Raw genomic sequence first — 24,590 nt, 5'->3', positions numbered from 1 at the left:
AATCGTTTCCGTTGTCATGACAGCATCTCACCCGCCAACAGGCCCGGGGTTTTCAAGGAAGGTTTTGGCAGACTCGGTGCAGGCAGGCTCGGCAACTTGCCCGCCTTGCTCGCCGCCCCTAGAAGCCCCGAAGCACTCGGCAACGCCGCACTCGCCAGCTTCGGCAACCCGGCCACACCGCCCTGCACCACACCCTTCACTTGCTGCGCTGTTTGCATCGCACCTTGCGCGGTCTGCATTGCGTTCATCCCTGTTTGCGCCATGTCCTTACCCTTTTCCAACATCTCCCAACTCTTGCTCGGCAAGACCTGCGCGACCATCGCCTGCACCTGACTCGGCACCTCTTCAGGCCCCGGCGGATTCAACGGCCACTCCGGCTTGCCGATGTAACTGCCATCGCTCCAGGTATCCGCCGGGTCTTTACCGAACAGCACGCGCGCAGGCCCCGGTGCGGCGCCGGCGACGCTGGCGAAACCCTTGCCGTCGAGCTTGCCCTTGATGCTTTTGCCCAGCGCATCGATGACTTCGTAATCGCCTTCCTTGATGCCCTGACGCCCGGCGTATTGGTTGAACAACTCCAGATTGCCCTTGCCCGGTTTCGGCGGTTCCGGGAATACCCCGGCCAAAGATTTCGCGCCGGTGTAGGCGAAGTTCGCCGCGTGCGCGGTGTACGGGCCGCTGGTGGCGTGGGTGATGCCGCCGGCGTTGTACGTCGTTGCGCTGCCGCCGCCCTGTATCACCAGTTCGGTTTTTGCGGTGATGGTGATGCGGTCGGCGTTGGCGGTGATGTTGAGTTTGGCCAGCAGGTTGATGCTGTCCTTCAGCGCGCGCACATCGATGTCGCCGGACGCCGCGACCAGCCGCCAGCCCATGCTCTGCACGAACAGGCGCATGCCGCGACTGGCACTGGCCAGCAGGCGTTTGCCGATCGACAGGCTGGTGTGGCCGGTGCTGCTCAGCGCCAAATGCTCGCCGGTGGCGATGTGGCTGGAGCGCGGCGTGGTCAGGGCGATGCCGGCCGGGCTGGCGAGGACCAGATGCGGCTCGGTGAATTCCGGGAATTCGTTGGCGGTGAGGTTTGCCGGGCCACTGCCGAGCACGCCTTGATGCTGGGCGTGCAACGCTTTGGCGACGTCGTCCTGATCGCCCGCCTCCTGGGCCTGCAACTCTTTGGCCTGCACCGCAAAACCGTCCTGCTGATCGCTGGCCGTCGCAAGGCGCTCGGCGGTTTCCGGCAGATCCTTGTGGTGCTTGGATTCGTTCGGACGCGGCTCGGTGGTGATCAACAGACCCGCACCCGCACGCACCGCACCGTGGCGGTCGGTTCTTAGTTCGAAACCTTCACCGCGCGGCTGGCCACCGCTCGGGCGTGGATGGGTCAGATAACCGAGGTTGATTGCACTCGCGCCATGATCACTGCGCAACGCGATGCTGATCTCGCTGGTGGTGTCGTCGATGCGCAGTTCGTTGGCGCGACTGCCCTTGTATTCCTTGCTCTTGACCGTGGCCAGGGTCTTGAAATCCGGCAGTTTGTACGGCGGCAGGTTCGCGCCGTGGTACAGGCAACCGGTGATCAGCGGCTGATCGGGATCGCCTTCAAGGAAGGTGATCAGCACCTCCATGCCGACCCGCGGAATGTTGATCGAGCCAAAGGTTTCCGCAGCCCAGCTCGACGCGACACGCATCCAGCAACTGGTCATGTCGTCGTGCTTGCCTTCGCGGTCCCAGAAGAACTGCACCTTCACCCGGCCGTATTGGTCGCAGTAGATCTCTTCGCCTTCAGGGCCACAGACCACCGCGCTTTGTGTGCCGAGGACTTTCGGTTTCGGGTGGTCGAGCGGCGGACGGTAAGGCACGTCCCACGGAATGGCGCTGAAACGGTTGCGGTAGCCCTGGTGGAAATCGTCCTTGTTGTCGGTGGTGTCGCTGGTCACCGACTCTTCGAGCACCTGCGGCTGTTTGCCTTCGTGGAAGATTTCGGTGAGCAGCCAGAGGTCGTTCCAGGTCGGGTTGGCGTGCTCGGTCAGGGCGAGGAAATGCCCGCTGACCAGGATCGGCTGATCGCTGTTGCCCTCGGCCAGACGGTAGTCGCTGCGATGACGTTCCAGCGCGCGATTGGCCAAGTGTTTGCCACGCTCGCGATCGACGAAACGGCCCGGGTAATCGTAGTCTTCGAGGTCCGGTTGCGCGCTGCTTTTGGCATCGCTTTCCAGCTCGATCTTCGGTTTGACGAAGTCGTAATCGCGGCGCGTGGTGCGGCTGGTGCGCGTGGCCAGACGCAGGCCAAAACGCTTGACCACCGGTTTGTCGGCAACCAGCCCGGAGTCCTGCTGATAGGCCACTGGCGCGAGTTTCGGGAACACCGTCTGGTCATCGCCGAAGGTCAGTTTGTGCCCGCTCGACGTGTGCTGGAAGTGGTAGTGAATGCCCTCCTCTTCACACAAGCGCTGGATGAAATCGAGGTCCGACTCGTCGTACTGCACGCAGTAAATGCGTTCGGGATAAATCGCGCTGAGCTGGAAGTGGTAATCGCTGGCGAGAATGCCGTGCTCTTCCAGAACCTGGCTGATGATCTGCTGCACGGTCATCTGCTGGAAGATGCGTTGGTTAACCCGGTGCGCGAGGTACGCCAGTTGCGGGCGCAAGGAGATTTTGTAACGGGTCAGGCGCTTGCCCGCCTCACCCTGGGCGATGCTGTAGACCAGCCCGTGAATGCCAGTGCCGCTTGGCGACAGCTGCAAAAACGCCAGTTTGTGCAGCACGCTTTCGAGGTTGATCGAGGCCTTTTCGCTGACCAGTTCCAGCTCGAATTCGAACGGCGTGTTAAGGGCCTCACGACCGGTGAACGACAGCACCTGGAAGTCGCTGTCGATGCCATCGACGGTCAGATTGAAATGAGGCTGGTTGGCCGGTGAGAACATCCCTTGTTCCTCGCGCAGTGCTGCGACGCGCAACAGCCCCTCAAGGGGCTATTGGCAAAATTCTTTAAAAGTAAGTGCGCCCCGACCAGCGATGCCGGCCGGGGCGGTACAACCATCAGCCGTAATTAAACGACTGGAGCACGCCAGTCATCGGAACCCGAAGTACCGGAGACTTCGTGAGTCCAGGTGATTTTGCGGTAGGTGAACTGCACTTCTTCCAGGTGGGTGAAGTGCGCGTTGCCTGGGTCCTGGCAGTTGTGCATTTTGTTGTTGATGGCGACGATGATCGCGTCTTCCAGTTTGGTGGTGTAGTAGTGCTCTTGGGTGCCCTGCGCCGAAGTGCGGTACCACTGGATAACAATTTCGCTCATGCGCTCGCCGGAGGTAAGAGCGGCTTGCAGCAGAGGCGAAGCCTTGTCGTAGACCTTGGTAATCACAACTGGCTTGTGCACGCGCTGACCGGTTGGCTGACCGGATTGCGGATCACGCGGGATGATTACGTCGTGGGTGAAAGCCTGCACCATGACCTGGTCTTCATGGCCTTCCTGGTAGGTGTTGCCAACGGAGTCGGCGGTGAATGCGCCGGCAGTGATCAGGCCTTGTTTTTCGCCGGTAACCGACATGTACGCTGGTGTTGCCATGGGATGCTCTCCTTGCTCAAAATGACGTACCCGGCGGGCACCATTGCTCACCGGAGTGGCCTTGAGCCATCAAAGTTCATGCCAGCTTTCATGCAACCCATAGAGATCAAGGCTTTGCGGCCATCGATTCACTTTTCTTGACGCTAAACCGATGAAAAACCAAGAGAAGTGCGCAACTTCTTGCGCAGTGGTGTGCAAGAAGTTGCGCACTTGGCTACAGATCACGAACGACGTGGTCTCCAGCGATATCGACGGGCAAAACCGCGCAAGTACTGCGCAAGCACTGCGCAACTTCTTGCGCACTTGCGAATGACTTCAAAAATCCTCGAACCAACAACGCTTAGCCATAAATGACTCGACACTCCGGCACTGCTCATTCGGAACCCCTGCGCTATCCTGCTGCCCACTAAAAGGTATCGACACATTCAGCAAGGAGGTTTGCATGCGTACCCTCGAACTGGCCGGCGTCCAGGTTCCGATCATTGGCCAGGGCACCTGGCGCATGGGTGAAGACCGCTCGGCGCACAAGCGTGAAGTGGCGGCGCTGCGCACGGGGATAGAACTGGGCATGACCCTGATCGACACGGCGGAAATGTACGCCGAGGGCGGCGCCGAAAGCGTGGTTGGCGAAGCGATTGCCGGCCTGCGCGATCAGGTGTTTCTGGTGAGCAAGGTCTACCCGCACAACGCCAGCCGCAAAGGCATTCCGCAGGCCTGCGAGCGCAGTCTGCGCCGACTCGACACCGATTACATCGACCTCTATCTGCTGCACTGGCGCGGCCAGTATCCGCTGGAAGAAACCGTCGAAGCCTTCGAACGATTGCGCGAGGACGGCAAGATCGGCCGCTGGGGCGTGTCGAATTTCGATGTCGATGATCTCGAAGAACTCTCGAGTTCGGCCTGCGCGACCAATCAGGTGCTGTACAACCTCGAAGAGCGCGGCATCGAGTTCGATCTGCTGCCGTGGTGCCAACACCAGCGCATGCCACTGATGGCCTACTGTCCGATTGGCCAGGGCGGCGCGATGCTGGCTGAACCGCTGCTGAATCAGATTGCCGCTCGTCATGGTGTCACCCCCGCGCAGGTTTCGCTGGCGTGGATTCTGCGTCAGGATGGGGTGATTGCGATTCCCAAGGCTGTACGGCCGGAACACGTGCAACTCAATGCACAAGCCGCGCAACTGCAACTGGAGGCCGGGGATCTGGCGGCGCTGGACCAGGCGTTTCAAGCGCCACAACGCAAGCAGCGGCTGGCCATGGTTTGAGCCAGCGGCTGGCGAGGGCTTCGCGATGAGAAGCACTGATCAGTACGACCCGTTCAACCTGCAACGTTTTGTCCAGGCCCAGGACCCGGTGTTCGAGCGCGTGCAACGCGAGCTCGATGAGGGCCGCAAGCGCAGCCACTGGATGTGGTTTGTCTTCCCGCAGTTCGCTGGTCTTGGCGGCAGTGAAATGTCCCGGCGCTTCGCCATCGGCTCAGCCGAGGAAGCCCGGGCCTATCTGGCCCACGAGCTGCTCGGCGCACGGCTGCGCACCTGCACGCAGTTAGTGCTGAAGGTGCAACATCGCTCGATCGCGGAGATTTTCGGCCATCCCGATGACCTGAAATTCCATTCCTCGATGACCCTGTTCGCCCAATTTGCCGCTGAAGACAGCGTGTTCAATCAGGCGCTGGAACGCTACTTCCACGGCATTCTCGATGAGTGGACGCTGCAACTGCTCGACTCAAAACAGGCCCAGTTGTCCCCCGATCAGGGTTGAAAAGTCGTCGTCGACAAACGGCAGAATCGCGTCCGCTACCGGTTGCAATTGCCGAGTGATGTAGTGGTCGTAGTCGATAGCGGCGCGGCGCACCTCCAGCGGCTCGGGACCGGCCAGGGTGATGACATAGCTGATCCAGCCACCGTTCTGGTATTGCCGTGGGCGGCCGTGCTGGGCGTTGTAGTCGTCGGCCAGGCGCGCCGCGCGCACGTGCGGCGGCACGTTGCGCTCGTAATCGTCGAGGGTGCGACGCAGGCGCTTGCGGTAGACCAGTCGATCATCGAATTCACCGGCGAGGGTTTTGCGCACGTAGTCGCGCACATAATCCTGATACGGCTTGCGCTGGAAAATCCGCTCGTAGAGTTCCTGCTGGAATTGCCGAGCCAGCAGCGACCAGTCGGTGCGCACGGTTTCGAGGCCCTTGTAGATCATTTCATCGCTGCCGTCGGCACGGGTGACGAGGCCGGCATAACGCTTTTTGCTGCCCTCCTCCGCGCCGCGGATGGTCGGCATCAGGAAGCGTTTGTAGTGAATTTCGAATTGCAGTTCGAGGGCGCTTTCCAGGCCATATTCATCACGCACATGCTCGCGCCACCAATCGTTGACGTGTTTGACCAGCGCATGACCGATGCTCGCCGCTTCTTCCTGGCCGTGCGGGCGACGCAGCCAGACGAACGTCGAGTCGGTGTCGCCGTAGATCACCGCGTGGCCCTGCTCTTCGATCAGCTTGCGCGTGCGCAGCATGATCTCGTGACCGCGCAGGGTGATCGATGAGGCCAGCCGCGTATCGAAAAAGCGGCAACCGCTGGAGCCAAGCACGCCGTAGAAGGCGTTCATGATGATCTTCAGTGCCTGCGACAGCGGTGCGTTGTGCTCACGCTTGGCGGTCTCACGACCCTCGGCGACACGCGAGACGATCGACGGCAGACAATGTCGGGTACGCGAGAACCGCGCACCTCGGAAGCCCGGCACGGAGTCGGCATCATCCGGGTGTTGCAAGCCTTCGATCAGGCCGACCGGGTCAATCAGAAAGGTGCGAATGATCGACGGATACAGGCTCTTGTAATCGAGCACCAGCACCGATTCGTACAGCCCCGGTTGCGAGTCCATGACAAATCCGCCGGGGCTGGCCTGCGGCGGATTGGTGCCGAGGTTCGGCGCAACAAAACCCTGGCGGTGCATCAACGGCATATACAGGTGGGTGAACGCCGCCACCGAGCCGCCGCTGCGATCGGCCGGCAGCCCGGTGACGCTGGCGCGTTCGAGCAAAAAGGTCAGCAGTTCGGTCTTGGCGAAGATCCGCGTGACCAGTTCGCAGTCCTTGAGGTTGTACTTCGCCAGCGCCGGTTTGTCTTCGGCGAACATGCGGTTGATCTCGTCCATGCGCTGGTACGGGTTGTCGATGGACTTGCCTTCGCCGAGCAGGGTCTGCGCGACGTTTTCGAGACTGAACGAGGGGAAACTCCACGTTGCCGAGCGCAGGGACTCGATACCGTCGATGATCAACCGCCCCGCCGCCGAGGCGAAGTAGTGATTGCGACTGCCGTGTTCGCGCCATTGCATCTCTTCGCCGCCACGGCCGATCTTCAGCGGCACACCGAGGCGCCGCGCGTGTTCGTGGAGAATGCGCAGATCGAACTGCACGACGTTCCAGCCGATGATCGCATCGGGGTCGTGGCGGGCGAACCATTCGTTGAGTTTCTTCAGAATGACGGTGCGCGAGTCGCAATATTCGAGATCGAAATCGACAATGCTGTCATCACCGTTGGGCGCACCGAGCATGTACACCTGACGTTCGCCGCAGCCTTCGAGGGCGATGGAATACAACTCGCCGGTTTCCGTGGTCTCGATGTCGAGCGAGACCAGCCGTAGTTTCGGCCGATAGCTGGGGTCGGGTTTGAGCTGGGCGTTGAGCAATAAGCCGTCGGCATCGGGCGTGCCGCTGAACCGCACCGGCGCGGTGATAAAACGCTCCATCAGGTAGCGTTCCGGCGGGCGTACGTCGGCTTCGTAGACGTCAACACTGTTGCGGTTGAGCGCGGTTTCCAGGCGCATCAACTGGCCGTGTTGCTGGCAATACAGACCGAGCACCGGGCGATGCTCGAAATCCTGCAAGGCCAGCGGGCGCAGTTCGACGTTCTTTTCGTCGTGCAGCAGGCGTTCGGCGGCAGCGCGCTGCTCGGCGGGTATGAACGCCACCGACGGCTGATGCGGCAAGCGCACACGGCGCGGCCCGGCGTCGGTCGCCAGCCAGAACTCGACTTCGGTGCCGGCCGGGGTATCGCGCCAATGCCGGGTCAGGACGAAGCCCTGCGGTAAATCCACCACTGCAACCTCAGTAATTGAAACAGAGGGGCATTCTACGCGGCATTAATCCCTGCCGTGGTTGCTCAATGCTTGATCGCTGCGCGTTGGGTACCTGACAAAGTTGACAGGTCAAATCTGGTCCAATTGCTGATAGCCTCTGTTTTGCTAGCCAACATCTCGCATCGGTGGTTAACGACATGAATCCCAGTGTGCATCAAAGTACTCCTACGATCACTGCAATTGATTGTCGTGGTTTGCAGATCCGCCAAGTGCACTATCTGCGCAAAGTAACAGGCGGCAGCATAGAGCCGATGGTCACTCGTCAGCATCATGACGTGGGTGGCAGGCCGGTAGAGCAATGGGATCCACGCCTGTTCGTTTCTCACGCGAAACCCAACCTGGCAACGATTTTCGGCCTGACCGGCCAGTCTCTCCTGGTCGACAGCGTTGATTCCGGATGGCGTCTCAGCCTGCCGGGAGAGGCCGGGCAAACCCTCTTGCGCTGGGACGAACGCGCCACTCAATGGCGTAATATTTACGACAATCTTTTGCGCGTGGTGGGTATCGAAACAAATGCCCAGTCGACCATCGAGTTGCTGACTTTTGGCGCTGCTGATGCGGATGCCGGAAGAAACCTGTGCGGGCAGTTGCTTCGCAAAGTCGATGCCACGGGTTCATTGATTTACGGTTCTTACAGCCTGAACGCTCTGCCCCTCGAGGAGACCCGCACGCTGTTCGATGGTGGTGTCTACGCAACGCAATGGAGCTACGGCGCCGATGGTTTGCCGCTCAGCCAGCATGATGCCGGACGCCATGAGCAGCATTCGTTCTATGACGTCGCTGGCCAACTCCAACAGGTGACGCTAAAGATCAGTGACGATGACACGCCGAAGGACATCCTCAAAAAGGCCCGTTACAACGCCGAAGGCCAACGTATCGAACAGGCACTGGGCAACGATGTGACCCGCTATTGGTTCTACGACCCCGCCAACGGTCGCCTGCAATATGTGAAGGCCGCTGTGCCGGGACACAAGCTGCGTCAGGATCTGGAGTATGAGTACGACATGGTGGGCAACGTTGTCAGCTTGGTGGATCACACGCTTAAACGGGGGTTTTTCGCCAATCAGGTCACCGATGGTAGACGCGATTTCAGCTATGACTCGCTCTACCGCCTGACCAGTGCCACCGGCCATGACTCCCCTCCCCCCACCGACAGACCGGGTTTGCTTGCCGAGCGATCCCAACAATCGCCTCCAATACACGCAGACCTACGAATACGACACGGGTGGCAACCTGATAAAACTGGTGCACTGTCGTGCAACAGGTGGCTATACCCAACGAATGTCTATTGATCCTGCCAGTAACCGCGCGGTGCGCTGGAAAGAAGGCGATCCCGATCCGGACTTCTCAACGCAATTTGACGGTCACGGCAACCTTCAAGCCTTGCAATACGGTCAAACGCTACTGTGGAACCTTCAGGATGAACTGGTATCGGCTGCGCTGGTCGAGCGCGAATCCGGTCTGCATGATCAGGAAACCTTCTGCTACAGCGGTGGCTCTCGGGTTTTCAAACGCCATGAGACCCATGCGCCCAAGACCAATCATTTTCACGAAGTACGCTACCTGCCGGGGCTTGAGATTCGTGCACGCGATAACGGTGAAATATTGCATGTCATCATCCTGCCGGCCTTGATCGGCAATGTGCGCTGCCTGCATTGGCAGGAAAAACGTCCTGATGAAATAGAACAGGATCAAGTGCGCTACTGCCTCGACGACAGCCAGAACTCAAGCCTGATCGAACTTGATCAGAACGGCCGTCTGATCAGTCACGAAGACTATTATCCGTTTGGCGGCACGGCCGCTTTGACCGCGACTTCGGATCTGGAAGTTAGTTACAAGACCTTGCGTTATTCAGGTAAGGAAATGGATGTTAGCGGGCTCTATTACTACGGACGTCGCTATTACGCACCATGGTTGCAGCGCTGGGTAAGCGCTGATCCGGCTGGTGCTGTGGATGGCTGGAATCTGTATGCGATGGTGGGGAATAATCCGGTGAGTTTCATCGATGTCAACGGATTGGGGCGTAATAAGTTCGGCGACGGGCTTACCAATCGAATGACCATGCGAACGACCGAGATCCTCAATCCGCCGAATGCAAATCAAGTCCCTGTTGAAGAAAGACAACGGTTTATCAAACATAACGCGGATGCGCAGTTCACGGCTGAACTGAAAGACAAAGCGCTCGTCGGTCATGCGGGCATAGCACTGCACATTCCCGAAGAAAATACTGGAGACGTTCTGCAGTACTCAGACTTTTTCAATATCCCTCGAGAAGGAGGATATTCAAGAAATGGCAATCAATTTCTTACCTCCCTCACATCCGACTCTCACGGTTTGGTGACGAGTGCCAGCAGCAATCCAGAACTTGGCCTGCGCTACCCGTTATCTGGCGGAGTACTAAAAGTCACCGCCCCAGAAAAACTCCTCGAGTACATGAGTAATAGATACATCCAGAGATTCAATGACGCGGCATATCCCGTCAGGGTCTATCAGGGATCAAGCTCAGCACCCGTCAGTCTGGCTGGCATGGAGTACGAAGTTGCACCTATTCATCCAATCATTCAAAACAATATTCGCTACCATATCTCTGCAGCGGGTGGTTATTTACCTTATTCGGCCGGTCTTCCGCTTGCACATGCTGAGGTCCAAGCGGGTAGTTTCGCCCTTCATATGCAGAAAAACTTAACCGGCTCCAACGATCCAGCGCACATTGAGATAGTGGTTCACAGGTTGAAGCAAGCTTCAGTAGCAGGAGCCTTCCCAGGCTGTTTCAATTGCAGCGGTACACTACTTGCGACCTACGACAACGCAATAAACCCCTTCTATGTGCCGACTGGTCGTGAAGGAATGACCCACTCGATGTGGAGAACCTCGAACATCACCAAAGACTCGCGCGCAGAAATGAACTCAAAAAGAAAAACCTGGCCTTGAAGTCCTCGCGGATCGGCTTTTCACCAGGAGCAGGCTGATTTTTCTTGCCAGCAGCCTAAGAGGGCGATGAGTGAGCAAAACCTTGAAAAACCCGGCAAATGACGTTTTTTGCGTGTTATCTGCCGCTTTGCCACCTTGCCCTGCGCGCTTGCGTCTACGATGCTTGGATAACAACGACAACACCTGAGTAACCACCATGAAGACCGTCGCCCAACTGCTCAAGCTCAAAGATCAGAAAAATCAGGAAGTGCACCAGATCAAACCTGATCACATGGTGCTCGAAGCGCTGATGAAGATGGCCGAGAAAAACGTCGGCGCCTTGCTGGTGGTCGAAGACGATAAGGTGGTCGGCATCATCAGTGAGCGGGACTACGCGCGCAAACTGGTGCTGCATGGTCGCTCATCCGTGGGCACGCCGGTGCGCGACATCATGGTGGCGAACGTGATCACCGTCGACACCCATCAAACCGTCGACACCTGCCTGGGCATTATGTCCGACAAACGCCTGCGCCACTTGCCGGTGGTGGAGAACGGCAAGCTGATCGGCCTGCTGTCGATCGGTGACCTGGTCAAGGAAGCGATTGCCGAACAGGCGGAGCTGATCAAACAGCTGGAGCAGTACATTCGCGGGGAATAGTTTTTCAGGATCATCCCCTAACCCTGTGGGAGCGAGCTTGCTCGCGAAAGCGTAGTTTCGTCGACACTTGTTATTCTGACCCACCGCTTTCGTCGGAACGCCGCCCGGAGCAAGCTCGCTCCCACAGGGTTCTTTGGTGCTCAGGACGGCCAATGCCGGGCAAACACCGGCGCCAGCACCGGATGCCGGTCAATCCGCTGCAACCACGCATAAAACCCCGGCCGCGCCTGACGCAAATGCTCGCGGCTGCCGGCCCAGCGCGTCACCACTGCCGCCAGCACATCCAGCGCCCCAGGGGTTTCGTCATCCAGATACAACTCAGCGGAAAACTGGTCGGCAAACACTTCCCAACTCCAGTGCAAACGCTCACGCGCGCCGGCGACCAGATTCTGCCGCGAGGCTTCGTCGGGCATCAGCAGCCAGCGCTCCGGATAATCGATGACGCCGATCGCCGCGTAGCAGTTGCTGACGATGTAGACCAGACCGCGAATCGCCTGATCGCGATCCTCCGCTTTGGCTGGCAGCAAAGCGGACTTGGGAAACGTCAGCCCCAGGTGAATCAGGATCGCCGCACTCTCGGTGATGGCGCTGCCATCGGGCAGTTGCAAGGTCGGTATCTGCTTCAGCGGATTGAGTTGCGCCAGCGCCTCGGCGGCTTCGGTGCTGGCTTCGATGTCAATGAAGCGGTAAGCGATCTGGCACAGTTCCAGCGCCGCTTCAATGGCGGCTGCGCCTGAATTTCTGTGCCCGTAGAGCTGGTACATATCCAATCCCCCGAAAAGGCCATTGCCACAGGGTAGATGGCTGTAGCGCGGGTGTAGAAAAATTCTGTCTGTGTATCGGTTTTGGCACGGTTTTCCCATGCACTCGCGACTTGCGAATTCAAACCTCGCAAAACAGCGCTGGCGGTGCCCATCCCGCACCAAGAGCAATCATCGAACGCTATCCGCGTTCTTGTAAGGTGCGATACCGAACCAAAAGTTCGCGTATCCGAGCTGGCAACAAGGAGTTCACCGCGTGAATCTTCAAACGCTCTGCCGCATCACAGCCTCTTTGCATTTATCCGTTCGCCGCCGAGTTCATCCGAACAGTCCCGGCTGCCTTCACACTTACTTTATTACCTGACACCTCGACAGCGCACTGCGTTCGCCAATGAGTTATTGGCCGACGGCAGCGTGCTATTTATTTTTTAAATAAGACTCGGACAGTAACGCACAAATGCAGTGTGCATTGAACGACAGCAGGATTGTCGAACAATAACTTTCGGCGCCATTGCAAGTGCACCAAAACTGCTCCACCGGCTTGAACTATTCAGTACTTCAAACATTGATTTCATTTAAACAAGAACAAGGAACATACCTCGTGACCCGCTAAAACATTGGCCCGCACCAAATCAGTCCGCCGCGCACCAGCAAGTGCACCGGTCGCCAGCCACGCCGCCGCTCTATCCCGCCGATCAGCGTGATAGCGCGTCTAGCCTGACTCGCCTCTGAAAAAGCTCCGTCAAGTGGAGTAACGGGGATCTGCGTGCCAGCGAAAAATCACCGCAAAGGTAAAACTTATATAAATGCGACATGGGTAACACTCATGAAATACGCACTCTACATTTCAGCAACATTTGGCACAGCCGTTGCTATGTGTAACAAGCATGAGACAGCGACCGATGTCTTACGCAATAGAAGAACAACCAGGGAATGGCCAATGAACACTCGAAGTCGATGGCGCTAAGCCAGTAAGTTTGCACAAGCCTTGGTAACTGGATAGTTAAACTAACTATCGGCTTCTGCTCACCTTGAAGAAAGTTGCATCCACTCACTCGAACATCAGCCAAATGTTCGGACGGCACCTTATTGCCCTTCATCCACCCGAGGGAGCTTTAATGAACGATGCGGTAAAGCACAGAACCCTGCCGGGGTCGTTGCGGGAAGCTCCAGTTCCGCCACCACCGGGCAGGCCGGCGTTTAAAGCCAATACCTCACAACCCGGCGGTTTGAATAAACAGCAGATGGTGTTGCTGGTGGCTGTGTCGGCGCTGATACATGGAGGCGCCTGGTGGTTTCTCCAGCAGTCAAAGACAGAGCCATTGCCAACGCCGCCGCAAATTCCGGAAATGACCGTCGAGCTGACCAGCCCGACGCCACCGGCACCGCCCGCGCCCGAGCCGCCACCACCGCCGCCGCCCCCACCGGAGCCTGAACAACCGGTGGAAGACGAAGACGCGGTCAAGCCGCCACCGAAACCGGTGGAGAAACCCAAGCCGATCGAAAAACCGAAACCGGTCGAGAAGCCGAAACCAGTGAAAAAGGTCGAGCCGCCGAAAGCTCCACCGGCCCCGGCACAACCGGCTGCACCTGCTGCCCCGGCCACCCCGAGCGCGCCACCGGCCCCTGCCGCCGCGCCCGGTCCGGTCAAGGAGTCGGCAGCCGTTTCCGGCCTCGCCAGCCTCGGCAACCCGCCACCGGAATACCCGTCGCTGGCGCTGCGACGCAACTGGGAAGGCAGCGTGGTGCTGCGTATTCAGGTGCTGGCCAACGGTCGCGCCGGCTCAGTGACGGTGACCAAATCCAGCGGCAAACCGCAACTGGATGACGCCGCCGTCGCCGCCGTGAAGAACTGGAAGTTTATTCCGGCCAAACGCGGTGACACGCCGATTGACGGCTTCGCCACCCAGACCATCGATTTCAAATTGCCGCAATAACCGAACGCTCAATCAACGCACAACCGAATAACGCAAGCGAGGTGTCACCATGAACGATTTGTCTTCGATGATTGTCCCCGGCGTGCTCTGGGGTCTGGTGCTGTTTTCCGTGGTCAGCTGGGCGATCCTGCTGGTCAAGTCGGCGCAGTACCTGCGGCAGAAAGCGCAGAACAAGCAGTTCACTAAAGCCTTCTGGGGCGCGCCGGATCTGCTCACCGCCGCCGAACACGCCAGCCAGTATCCGGGCTCGCTGGCGCGCATCGCCAGCAGCGGTTTCGAAGCGCTACTGGTGGAAGATTCGCCGCGCACCACGCAACAACTGGCGCACACCATCAACCGTTCCGATCGCCTGGAGCGCAACCTGCGCCAGCAGATCCAGAAGGAACGCCGCTCGCTGGAAAACGGCCAGGCAATTCTTGCCAGTATTGGCAGCACCGCGCCGTTCATAGGTTTGTTCGGCACCGTGTGGGGAATCATGGAAGCGCTGAAAAGCATCGGTGAAACCGGTTCCGCCAGCCTCGAAGCGGTCGCCGGGCCCATCGGTCACGCGCTGATTGCCACCGGTGTCGGTATCGCCGTCGCCGTACCGGCGGTACTCATTTACAACTTCTTCCTGCGTCGCCTGAAACTCGCTTCCGCCGACATGGATGACTTCGCCCACGACTTCGACGCCCTCGCCTCGCGCAGTGCGTTTTCCATCAGCCGTCAGGCCATCGCCAGCAAAACCACGGCCGCCGTGCGGGAGGCCAGCTGATGTCCTTTTCCACTCAAGACAGCGATGAAGTGCTCAGCGAAATGAACGTCACGCCGCTGGTCGACGTGATGCTCGTGCTGCTGGTGGTGTTCATCGTCACCGCGCCGCTGATGACCAACGCGATCAAGGTCAACCTGCCAAAAACCGACGCCGTCGCCCCCGCCGAGAAGAAAGACCCGGTGGTGGTCAGTGTCGATCAGGACGGCAAGTTCTATCTGGCGAAAACCGAGCTGGCCCCGGAATCGCTGGAGGCCAGCCTCAAGGAGGTCAAGGCCAAGGACGCCGAAGTCCGCGTGCAGTTGCAGGCCGACTCCGCCGTCAATTACGGCCAGGTGGCGAAAGCCATGGCGTCGATCGAACGCTCGGGCATTACCAAAATATCGGTGATGACCACCCATTGAGTGCGGTGGCGGGCGCGCCTTGAGAAACACGCCCGCCACCGCTCGCTGACTCCCGTCGCAACCCGCCGACCGAAAAAACGCCACGCGTCTTCGGAGGGGATCGGCTTGCTTGAAGAAAGTGGTTTTCCGCACGCGGTATCACCGATAGCGGAGCAATGAGGGGCTCACAAGGCCAATTCGATAACGTCTAAAAAGTCGGAAATAACCATGCTGATGAACACTCCACGCTTCACGCTCAAACCCTTGGTGGCAACGATTTCTCGCCACCGTTTTGTTCCGTTGTATCTGGTGGCCATGGGGATGGGCGCCGGGACTGTGCAAGCGGCCGAGGACGACAACGCTGCCGTCCCGGCGGCTGCGGCGGTGGTGGCGCCGACCACGCAACTGCAACGGGTGGAAGTGACCGGTTCGGCGATTCGCCGGGTCGATGCGGAAACGGCGGTACCGATCACCATTCTCAAGGCCGATGAGCTGCGCAAACAGGGCGTGACCACCACCGCCGAACTGGTGCAGCGCATCACCGGCAGCCAGTCGATCAACAACAGCGCAGGCTCCGTCGGCGCAGCCACTGGCGGCGCCTCGTTCGCCGACATGCGCGGCATCGGCGCGAACAAGACGCTGGTGCTGCTCAACGGTCGACGCCTGGCCAACAACGCCTTGTCCGGCACCAACTCGGCTGGCGGCGCAGTGGATCTGAACATGATCCCGTTTGCCGCCATCGAGCGCGTCGAAGTCCTGCGTGACGGCGCCTCGGCCTTGTACGGCACCGACGCCATCGGCGGCGTGATCAACTTCATCACCAAGAAATCCCTGACTGACGGCCAGTTGACCCTCGGCGGCGAAACCCCGACCCACAGCGGCGGCGGTGCGAGCAAGGACATGAGCGCCAGTTGGGGCTACGGCGATCTGGAGGAGGACCGTTTCAACGTCCTCGGCGTGTTCAACTACAACAAGCAGCAGAACCTCGACGCCAACGACCGCTCCTTCGCCACCGACTATGCGCCCGGTCGCGGTCTCGATCAGACCTCCGGCACCGCGTTTCCCGGCAACTACAGCCAGAACGGCAACGCCACCAATCCACTGGCCAACAGCAATTGCAACGGCCCCAACCTGATCGCCCGCGACGGCTTGTGCCGCTTCAGCACCCGTGAATTCATCGACCTGGTGCCGCAGACCGAGAAGACTTCGTTCTTCGGCAAGACCACCGGCAAACTCGGCGACGATCACAACGTCAACCTCGAATACTTCTGGTCGCGCAACAACAACGCCACCGCTGTCGGCCCCGCGCCGTTGACCGGCCTGAGCCTCGACGGCTCGTCGCCCTATTACCCCGGCAACGGCATCACCCCGGCACCGACCGGTTTCGCCCTCGACCCGACTCAACCCGTCGATGTGAACTGGCGTGAAACCGCCGCCGGCCCGCGTGAATCGAAAGACCAGAACACCAGCCAGCGCTTCTTGCTCAGCTTCGATGGTCTGGTCGGTGGCTGGGATTACAACGTCGGCGCCTCGTACAACCAGAACAAAATCGTCTCCAGCGTCACCAGCGGTTATGTCAGCGATCAGGCGATGATCGCCGGTCTGGCCAGCGGTTTGCTCAACCCGTTCGGCCCGCAGTCGGCGGCCGGCCAGCAGTACATCGATGACGCGGCGTACCACGGCGCCTACTCCACGGCTGTCGGTCGCGTGGCCGGTTTTGACGGACGCATCAGCCGCGAGATCGGCGACTGGTTCGGTGCCGGGCCGTCCGGTCTGGCCCTGGGTGGCGAGTACCGCAAAGAGAAATTCCACCAGGACTTCGAGTCCTTCGCCGGCGATATCCAGAGCCTCGGCATCGACCCTGCCGGCAGTGTCGAGGGCGACCGCAGCGTCAAAGCCGCCTACGCGGAAATCAACGTGCCGGTGCTCGACAGCCTCGAACTGTCCGCCGCCGTGCGTCACGACAAATACAGCGACTTCGGCAGCACCACCAACCCGAAATATTCGTTCCGTTATCAGCCGTTGAAAGAGCTGGTGGTGCGTGGCGCCTACAGCGAGGGTTTCCGTGCGCCGTCGCTGTACGAGCTGTACTCGCCGCGCAGCATCACCTTCACCCAAGGCTTCTACAACGACCCGGTGCTGTGTACCGGCGGTGTGGTGCAACCGGGCGGCAACGGTGGCCGCGATTGCGGTCAGCAGTTCCTCAACCAGATTGGCGGCAACGAAGATCTGGCCCCGGAGAAGGCGCGCAACGTGACCCTGGGCTTCGTCTATCAGCCGATCAACAATCTGTCGGTGGGCCTGGATTTCTGGTGGATTCACATCTCCAACCAGATCCAGCCGTTCCCGGAATCCACCGTGTTTGATCAGGCCGGCTCCTACCCGGACCGTTTCGTGCGCAACGCCGACGGCACGCTCAATTACATCGTCACCGGCAACGCCAACCTCGGCATCGTCGAAACCAACGGTGTCGACGTGTCGCTGGATTACCGCTTCCCGAACACGCCGTACGGTCAGTTCGGTCTGGGCCTGCAAGGCACCTATGTTGACGAGTACGACTTCCAGAGCACCATCAAAGGCCCGTTCACCGACAAGGTCGGCGACTTCGAGGGTGACGGCGTGATCGCGCGCTGGAAGCACAACCTCACCGGCAGCTGGACCTTCGGCGCGGCGCGGGCGGCGCTGACCAACCGCTTCACCACCGGCTACAACGACTACGACCGCGATACCCATGCGACAGTAGCCTCGTATTCGGTATGGGACCTGTCGGCCGGCTACACCTTCGACAAGGTGCTGGATGTCGATGCCGGGATGAAGAACGTGTTTGACCGTAATCCGCCGTTCTCCAACCAGGCTTACAACTTCCAGAGCGGCTATGACCCGCGCTACACCGACCCACTGGGCCGCACCTTGTTTGCGCGTATGACTTACCACTTCTAAAGAACGAGCACCACAAAACCCTGTGGGAGCTGGCTTGCCAGCGATTGCGGTGTGTCAGTGAAGTAGATGTCGACTGACACGACGCCATCGCTGGCAAGCCAGCTCCCACAAGGGTTCCGTGACCATTCAGGGATTTTGGGGAGTGACCTCATGAGACTCATGCGCAACATGGCGGGCCTGCTTTTGGGCAGTGCGCTGCTGTGCTCCGGGGCATCGGCGCTGGCCGGCGGCAGTTATGCGCTGACGGTGTACGGCGAGGCGCCGAAGTATCCGCCGGGCTTCCAGCACTTTGATTTCGTCGACCCCAACGCACCCAAGGGCGGTTCGCTGAGCCGCGCGTCGATGGAGATCGGCCAGTACAACTACATCAGCCCGTATGCCGATCAGGGCATTTCCGTGGTCCAGGTCAACGACTGGGTGTATTCGCCATTGGCGTTCCGCTCGCTCGACGAGCCGTACACCGTTTACGCATTGGTCGCGCAACAGATCGAGCGCGATCCCGAAGGTATGTGGGTACGTTTCACCCTCAATCCAAAAGCACGTTTCGCCGACGGCACGCCGATCACCGCCGAAGACGTGCGCTACACGTACAACCTGCTGATGACCAAGGGCAGCCTGAGTTATCGCCAGCAATACGCCGACGTGCAGGACGTGCTGATCGAAGGCCCACGGCAGGTACGCTTCACCTTCAAGAACAACCTCAACCGCACCCTCGCGCTGGACCTGGCGACGATGCGCGTGGTCCCCGAACACTGGTGGAAGACCCGCGATTTCGCCAATGGCGGCGGTTTCGAGCCACCGCTGGGCAGCGGCCCGTACCGGGTGAGCAAGGTCGACGCCGGGCGCAGCATCGGTTTTCAACGCGATCCGGACTGGTGGGGCAAGGATTTGCCGGTGAGTCGCGGCATGTACAACTTCGACACCCTCACGGTGAATTTCTACGGCGACACCGACGTCGCCCGCCAGTTGTTGCAGGCCGGCGCGTTCGACTACAACCGCGAGTTTTCCTCGTCCGGTTACGTGGTCGGCTACGACAGCCCGGCGTTGCGCGACGGGCGCTTGCAGCAGTCGATTCTGGCCCCGGAAAAACCCACCGCCGCCCAAGGCTTCGTGTTCAACCTGCAAAACCCGATCTTCCAGGATCGCCGCGTGCGTCAGGCGATCAGCCTGCTGTGGGATTTCGAGTGGACCAACAAGCAGATGATGCGCGGCTTCTACGTGCGTCAGAACAGCTTCTGGCCAAAGAGCGAAATGGCCGCCACCGCGCTACCTGATGCCGAAGAATTGAAGATCCTCGAACCGCTGCGCGGACAGGTTCCTGACGAGGTTTTCACCACGGTGTATGAGGCGCCGAAAACCGATGGCAGCGGCTACATCCGCGACAAGCAACTGCAAGCGCTGAAGCTACTCGCCGAGGCTGGCTGGACGCCGCAACACAATCGTCTGGTCAACGCTGCCGGCGAGCCGCTGGAGTTCACTTTTCTCGACGGCCAGGGCGGCTTCGACCGCATGTTGTTGCCGTTCAAACGCACCCTCGCGCAGATCGGCATCACCCTCAATCTGCGGCGGATCGATTCGGCGCAATACGTCAACCGCCTCAACGCCCGCGACTACGACATGATCGTCACCAGTTTCCCGCGCAGCGGCGATCCGATCGTCTCTCCCGGCCGCGAGTTGTACAGCCTGTACGCCTCGCAAAGTGCCACGCAAGTCGGCAGTTCCAACTCGATGGTGCTGGCCAATCCGGCGGTCGATCAACTGATCGACGGACTGGTCCAGGCCAACACCCGCGAAGCCATGGTGCATTGCGCCCGCGCCCTCGACCGGGTGCTGCAATGGGGTTACTACATGATTCCCAACTACTACTCCAAAGGCACGCCGACGGTGTATCAGAACCGCTTCGGCATGCCGCCCGTGCAACCGGCGTACGACGAAGGCCTCAACACCTGGTGGGAGGTATCGGCCAAGGCGCTGACCACGCAACAGATGCACAGCCAACTCGCGGGGGGCCAGTGACATGCTGCGTTATCTAAGTCGACGTTTGCTGCTGATCATCCCCACGCTGTTGTGCATTCTGGTGGTCAATTTTCTTATTGTGCAAGCCGCGCCGGGTGGCCCGGTCGAGCAAGCCATCGCGCGCTTACAAGGCTTTGGCGGGCACAGCATGGGCGGTGGTGGCGAGGTCGCCGCGATTGGCGGCGCCGGGCGCAGCAGCCGTGGTCTCGATCCGGCGCTGATCGAGGAGATCAAACACCATTACGGCTTCGACAAACCGCTGTACGAACGCCTGTGGCTGATGTTGAAAAACTACGCGCAGCTAGATCTGGGCAACAGTTTCTTTCGCGGCGCCAAGGTCACCGATCTGATCGTGCAGAAGCTGCCGGTGTCGCTGTCGCTGGGTTTGTGGGCGACGCTGATCACTTACCTGATTTCGATCCCGCTGGGCATTCGCAAAGCGATCAAGAACGGCAGCGCGTTTGATGTCTGGAGCAGCACGGCGATCATCATTGGCTACGCGATGCCAGCGTTCCTCTTCGCGATTCTGTTGATCGTGGTCTTTGCAGGTGGCAGCTACGTCAACTGGTTTCCAGTGCAGGGGCTGGTCTCGGACAACTTCGACAGCCTCAGCACCCTGGGCAAGGTCGGCGACTACCTCTGGCACCTGGTGTTGCCGGTGACGGCGCTGGTGATCGGCGGCTTCGCCACATTGACGATCCTCACCAAAAACAGCTTCCTCAACGAGATCAGCCGCCAGTACGTGATCACCGCGCGGGCCAAGGGTTTGACCGAGCGCCGCGTGCTCTACGGCCATGTGTTTCGCAACGCCATGTTGTTGGTGGTGGCCGGTGTGCCGTCGGCACTGATCGAGGTGTTTTTCGCCGGTTCCCTGCTGATCGAAACTATCTTCAACCTCGACGGCCTCGGGCGCATGAGCTACGAGGCGGCGGTGTCGCGCGACTATCCGGTGGTGTTCGGTGCGCTGTTTCTGTTCACCCTGTTCGGCTTGTTGATCAAGCTGATCGGCGACCTCTGCTACACCCTGCTCGACCCGCGCATCGACTTCTCGGCGAGGACTGCCTGATGTTCACTCTTTCTCCTCTCAGTCAGCGTCGCGTTGCGCAATTCAAAGCCAATCGGCGCGGACGCTGGTCGTTGTGGCTGTTTATCGGTCTGTGCCTGATTTGTCTGGGCGGTGAGTTGATCGCCAACGACAAGCCGTTGGTGATCCGTTACCACGACGCCTTTTACTTGCCGATCCTCAGCGATTACCTGGAAACCGATTTCGGCGGCGAGCTGCCGTTTCAGCCGGATTACGCCAGCAATTACGTACATAAACTGATCGAGGATCAGGGCGGCTGGATGCTGTTTCCGCCGATCCCGTTCAGTTACGACACAGTCAATTACGACCTTACGGAACCGGCACCGAGCCCACCGTCCTCAAGCAATTGGCTGGGCACCGATGATCAGGCGCGCGACGTGTTGGCGCGGGTGATTTTCGGCACGCGGATTTCGATTCTGTTTGCACTGATTCTCACCGGCATCAGTGCATTGATCGGCATCGTCGCCGGGGCATTGCAGGGTTATTACGGTGGCTGGGTCGACTTGCTCGGGCAGCGCGTGCTGGAGATCTGGTCGGGGTTGCCGGTGCTGTATTTGCTGATCATTTTGTCCGGGTTCGTCTCGCCGAGTTTCTGGTGGTTGCTGGGGATCATGGCGCTGTTTTCCTGGCTGGCATTGGTCGATGTGGTACGTGCCGAGTTTCTCCGTGGACGCAATCTGGAATACGTCAAAGCCGCACGCGCGCTGGGCCTGACCGACAACGAACTGATGTGCCGGCACATCCTGCCCAACGCCATGACCTCCACCCTCACCTACCTGCCGTTCATTCTCACTGGTGCCATCGCCACGCTGACTGCACTGGATTTCCTCGGCTTTGGCATGCCGGCCGGCACTGCGTCGCTGGGCGAATTGATCGGTCAGGCCAAACGCAATCTGCAAGCGCCGTGGCTGGGGCTGACGGCGTTTTTTGCCTTGGCGCTGATTTTGTCTTTGTTGGTTTTCATCGGTGAGGCTTGCCGTGATGCGTTTGATCCAAGGAGCTGAGATGAACGACAACCTGATTGAAATTCGTGATCTGCGCGTGGCCTTCGCCGGGCAGACAGTGGTGCACGGTTTGAACCTCGATATCCGCCGTGGCGAATGCCTGGCACTGGTCGGTGAATCCGGCTCGGGCAAGTCGGTGACGGCGCATTCGATTCTGCGTTTGTTGCCGGGCAAGAACGTCAACAGCAGCGGCGCGATCCGCTACAACGGCGTGGATTTATTGCAGGCCAGCGAGCAGCAGATGCGCGGTTTGCGCGGCAACCGCATTGCGATGATTTTTCAGGAGCCGATGACCTCGCTCAATCCGTTGCACACGTTGGAAAAGCAGGTCAGCGAAGTGCTGGAGATTCACAAAGGTTTGAAGGGCCGCGCCGCTCGCGAACGGACATTGGAGTTGCTGGAACTGGTCGGGATTCGCCAGCCTTTGCAGCGTTTGAAAGCCTATCCACATCAGCTATCCGGCGGTCAGCGGCAACGGGTGATGATTGCGATGGCGCTGGCCAACGAGCCGGAGCTATTGATCGCCGATGAGCCGACTACGGCGCTGGATGTCACGGTGCAGCAGAAGATTCTTGAGTTGCTGATCGAGTTACAACAACGGCTGGGCATGTCGCTGTTGCTGATCAGTCATGACCTCAATCTGGTCCGGCGCATCGCGCAGCGGGTGTGCGTGATGCGTCAGGGCGAGATCGTCGAGCAGGCGGATTGCGAAGCGCTGTTTCGGGCGCCGCAGCATCCTTACAGTCGCTTGTTGATCGAGGCCGAACCGAGCGGTGCGCCGGTGCCGAGTGAATATGATCACAACCTGCTCGAAGTCGATGATTTGAAGGTCTGGTTTCCATTGCCGAAAGCGCTGTTCAGTCGCCAGCAGGATTACATCAAAGCGGTGGACGGGGTCAGTTTCACCCTGCAGCGGGGCAAGACCTTGGGGATTGTTGGCGAGTCCGGTTCGGGCAAGTCGACGCTGGGCCAGGCGATCCTGCGGTTGGTCGAATCCGAGGGCAATATCCGTTTTGGCAACAAGCAATTGAGCCTGCTCAATCAGCGCTTGATGCGGCCGTTGCGGCGGCAGATTCAAGTGGTGTTCCAGGATCCGTTCGGCAGCCTCAGCCCACGGATGTCGGTGCAGCAGATCATTGCCGAAGGCTTGCTGACTCACGGTATCGGCACCGAGGCCGAGCGGGAGGCCGCGGTGATTCGCGTATTGGAGGAAGTCGGCCTCGACCCGCAGAGCCGTCATCGTTATCCCCACGAATTTTCCGGTGGGCAACGCCAGCGCATTTCCATCGCCCGCGCACTGGTGCTGGAACCGGCGCTGATTCTGCTCGATGAACCGACGTCGGCGCTGGATCGTACGGTGCAAAAGCAGGTGGTGGAGTTGTTGCGGCAACTGCAGATCAAGCATGGGCTGACCTATTTGTTCATCAGCCATGATCTGGCGGTGGTGCATGCGTTGGCGCATGACTTGATGGTGATCAAGGATGGCAAGGTGGTTGAGCAGGGTTCGTCACGGGAAATCTTTGCCGCCCCGCAACATCCCTACACCCGGGAACTCCTGAAAGCCTCCGGCCTCAAGCCCACTGAAAAACCCTGTGGGAGCTGGCTTGCCAGCGATGGCGCCGGGTCAGTCAACATCCCCTCCTCTGACCCACCGATATCGCTGGCAAGCCAGCTCCCACAGGTATAGAGGTGATCCAAAAAATATTTTCCGGGCACTGCATCCAAACACCTCCGCCACGGGTAGTCCCTGTAACAGCCCTCTTCGGCTGCCAGCGATCTACCCTTTTCGGAGAAACATACTGATGAACATCACCCAGTTGATCTGCCTCACCGGTTTGCTCACCGCCAGCGCCTCAACCTTCGCCCAAAGCAGCTATCCCGACGCTATCAAAGTCCCGGACGGCCACAAGATCGCCATGGAAACCACCGGCGTCGGCGAGATCACTTACGAATGCCGTGACAAAGCCAATACCCCAGGGCAGACCGAGTGGACCTTCGTCGGCCCGAAAGCGGTGCTCAATGATCGCAGCGGCAAGCAGGTTGGCACCTACTTCGGCCCGCCGGCCACCTGGCAGGCCAAGGACGGTTCGAAAGTCACCGGCACGCAGTTGGCCGTAGCGCCGTCGACTCCGGGCAACCTGCCCTACCAACTGGTCAAAGCCAATCCGGCCGAGGGCAAAGGCGCAATGAGTGGCGTGAGTTACATCCAGCGTGTCGCGCTCAAGGGCGGCGTGGCGCCGGGCAGTGAATGCACGGCGGCGAACAAGGGCAAGCAGGAAGTGGTGAAGTACCAGGCTGATTACATTTTCTGGGCGGCGAACTGATTTCCGGAGTTACCGAGATCCCAATGTGGGAGCGAGCTTGCTCGCGAATGCGGTGGGTCAGAAAAGGATGTATCGACTGACACGCCGCCTTCGCGAGCAAGCTCGCTCCCACAGAGGGCAATTGGGTTGTCTG

At 59.6% G+C, this 24,590-nt stretch carries 18 protein-coding genes; 14 read left to right on the top strand and 4 right to left on the bottom strand.

Annotated features, from left to right (window positions below):
• Positions 1-14 precede the first annotated feature (14 nt).
• Together WA225_RS20560 and WA225_RS20555 are read right to left on the bottom strand one after the other, a co-directional pair.
• The gene (locus tag WA225_RS20560) at positions 15-2,921 is read right to left on the bottom strand and encodes a type VI secretion system tip protein VgrG (protein WP_422609355.1); all 2,907 of its coding nucleotides are present in this window, start codon (positions 2,919-2,921) and stop codon (positions 15-17) included.
• 125 nt (positions 2,922-3,046) lie between these two features.
• A complete protein-coding gene (locus tag WA225_RS20555; protein WP_007949952.1) occupies positions 3,047-3,562 on the bottom strand; it encodes an Hcp family type VI secretion system effector in 516 nt (171 codons plus the stop codon).
• Positions 3,563-4,004: 442 nt separating this feature from the next.
• Here WA225_RS20555 and WA225_RS20550 point away from each other — a divergent pair, with 442 nt between their 5' ends.
• Both WA225_RS20550 and WA225_RS20545 read left to right on the top strand, forming a co-directional pair.
• Complete coding sequence (locus WA225_RS20550; protein ID WP_422609354.1) at positions 4,005-4,826, top strand: aldo/keto reductase; 822 nt, start codon at positions 4,005-4,007, stop codon at positions 4,824-4,826.
• Between the two features lie 25 nt (positions 4,827-4,851).
• Positions 4,852-5,322, top strand: coding sequence for a DUF1810 domain-containing protein (locus WA225_RS20545; protein WP_422609353.1), 471 nt, complete (start codon positions 4,852-4,854; stop codon positions 5,320-5,322).
• Here the strand turns inward: WA225_RS20545 and WA225_RS20540 are convergent.
• A complete protein-coding gene (locus WA225_RS20540) occupies positions 5,287-7,647 on the bottom strand; it encodes a DNA polymerase II (protein WP_422609352.1) in 2,361 nt (786 codons plus the stop codon). The genes WA225_RS20545 and WA225_RS20540 overlap by 36 nt on opposite strands.
• A gap of 179 nt (positions 7,648-7,826) precedes the next feature.
• Here WA225_RS20540 and WA225_RS20535 point away from each other — a divergent pair, with 179 nt between their 5' ends.
• The 3 genes from WA225_RS20535 (at position 7,827) to WA225_RS20525 (ending at position 11,257) form a co-directional block, all read left to right on the top strand.
• A complete protein-coding gene (locus tag WA225_RS20535) occupies positions 7,827-8,981 on the top strand; it encodes a hypothetical protein (RefSeq protein ID WP_422609351.1) in 1,155 nt (384 codons plus the stop codon).
• The gene (locus tag WA225_RS20530) at positions 8,971-10,620 is read left to right on the top strand and encodes an RHS repeat-associated core domain-containing protein (protein WP_422609350.1); all 1,650 of its coding nucleotides are present in this window, start codon (positions 8,971-8,973) and stop codon (positions 10,618-10,620) included. The genes WA225_RS20535 and WA225_RS20530 overlap by 11 nt, the downstream gene beginning before the upstream one ends.
• Positions 10,621-10,816: 196 nt before the next feature.
• Positions 10,817-11,257, top strand: coding sequence for a CBS domain-containing protein (locus tag WA225_RS20525; RefSeq protein ID WP_008084932.1), 441 nt, complete (start codon positions 10,817-10,819; stop codon positions 11,255-11,257).
• 140 nt (positions 11,258-11,397) lie between these two features.
• Here the strand turns inward: WA225_RS20525 and WA225_RS20520 are convergent, their stop codons facing one another.
• Entirely contained in the window at positions 11,398-12,021 is a 624-nt protein-coding gene (locus WA225_RS20520; protein ID WP_422609349.1) for a glutathione S-transferase N-terminal domain-containing protein, read from the bottom strand.
• A gap of 1,115 nt (positions 12,022-13,136) precedes the next feature.
• Between WA225_RS20520 and WA225_RS20515 the strand changes: the two genes are divergently transcribed.
• The 9 genes from WA225_RS20515 to WA225_RS20475 all read left to right on the top strand — a co-directional run bounded on the left by WA225_RS20515 (position 13,137) and on the right by WA225_RS20475 (position 24,457).
• Positions 13,137-13,955 (top strand): energy transducer TonB, encoded by an 819-nt coding sequence (locus WA225_RS20515; protein WP_422609348.1) that lies wholly within the window; start codon positions 13,137-13,139, stop codon positions 13,953-13,955.
• A 67-nt stretch (positions 13,956-14,022) separates the two neighbouring features.
• Positions 14,023-14,709, top strand: coding sequence for a MotA/TolQ/ExbB proton channel family protein (locus tag WA225_RS20510; protein ID WP_371857975.1), 687 nt, complete (start codon positions 14,023-14,025; stop codon positions 14,707-14,709).
• On the top strand, positions 14,709-15,110 hold the full coding sequence (locus tag WA225_RS20505; RefSeq protein WP_007918272.1) for an ExbD/TolR family protein: 402 nt from the start codon (positions 14,709-14,711) through the stop codon (positions 15,108-15,110). The genes WA225_RS20510 and WA225_RS20505 overlap by 1 nt, the downstream gene beginning before the upstream one ends.
• 207 nt (positions 15,111-15,317) lie before the next feature.
• Positions 15,318-18,029 (top strand): TonB-dependent receptor, encoded by a 2,712-nt coding sequence (locus tag WA225_RS20500; protein ID WP_422609347.1) that lies wholly within the window; start codon positions 15,318-15,320, stop codon positions 18,027-18,029.
• 150 nt (positions 18,030-18,179) lie between these two features.
• A complete protein-coding gene (locus WA225_RS20495) occupies positions 18,180-20,045 on the top strand; it encodes an extracellular solute-binding protein (protein WP_422609346.1) in 1,866 nt (621 codons plus the stop codon).
• A 1-nt stretch (position 20,046) separates the two neighbouring features.
• Positions 20,047-21,111 carry a microcin C ABC transporter permease YejB gene (locus WA225_RS20490; RefSeq protein WP_422609345.1) on the top strand — a complete coding sequence of 355 codons (1,065 nt, stop codon included), beginning with the start codon at positions 20,047-20,049 and terminating at the stop codon, positions 21,109-21,111.
• Positions 21,111-22,133: an ABC transporter permease gene (locus tag WA225_RS20485; protein WP_422609344.1), complete on the top strand. Its 1,023-nt coding sequence runs from the start codon at positions 21,111-21,113 to the stop codon at positions 22,131-22,133. The genes WA225_RS20490 and WA225_RS20485 overlap by 1 nt, the downstream gene beginning before the upstream one ends.
• Before the next feature lies 1 nt (position 22,134).
• Positions 22,135-23,820, top strand: coding sequence for an ABC transporter ATP-binding protein (locus tag WA225_RS20480; RefSeq protein ID WP_422609343.1), 1,686 nt, complete (start codon positions 22,135-22,137; stop codon positions 23,818-23,820).
• A 115-nt stretch (positions 23,821-23,935) separates the two neighbouring features.
• Positions 23,936-24,457 (top strand): DUF3455 domain-containing protein, encoded by a 522-nt coding sequence (locus tag WA225_RS20475; protein ID WP_160058724.1) that lies wholly within the window; start codon positions 23,936-23,938, stop codon positions 24,455-24,457.
• Positions 24,458-24,590 lie beyond the last annotated feature (133 nt).

The organism is Pseudomonas sp. (assembly GCF_049300855.1).
In the GTDB taxonomy this organism is placed as follows: domain Bacteria; phylum Pseudomonadota; class Gammaproteobacteria; order Pseudomonadales; family Pseudomonadaceae; genus Aquipseudomonas.
This window is presented reverse-complemented; position numbering and strand designations above follow the sequence as displayed.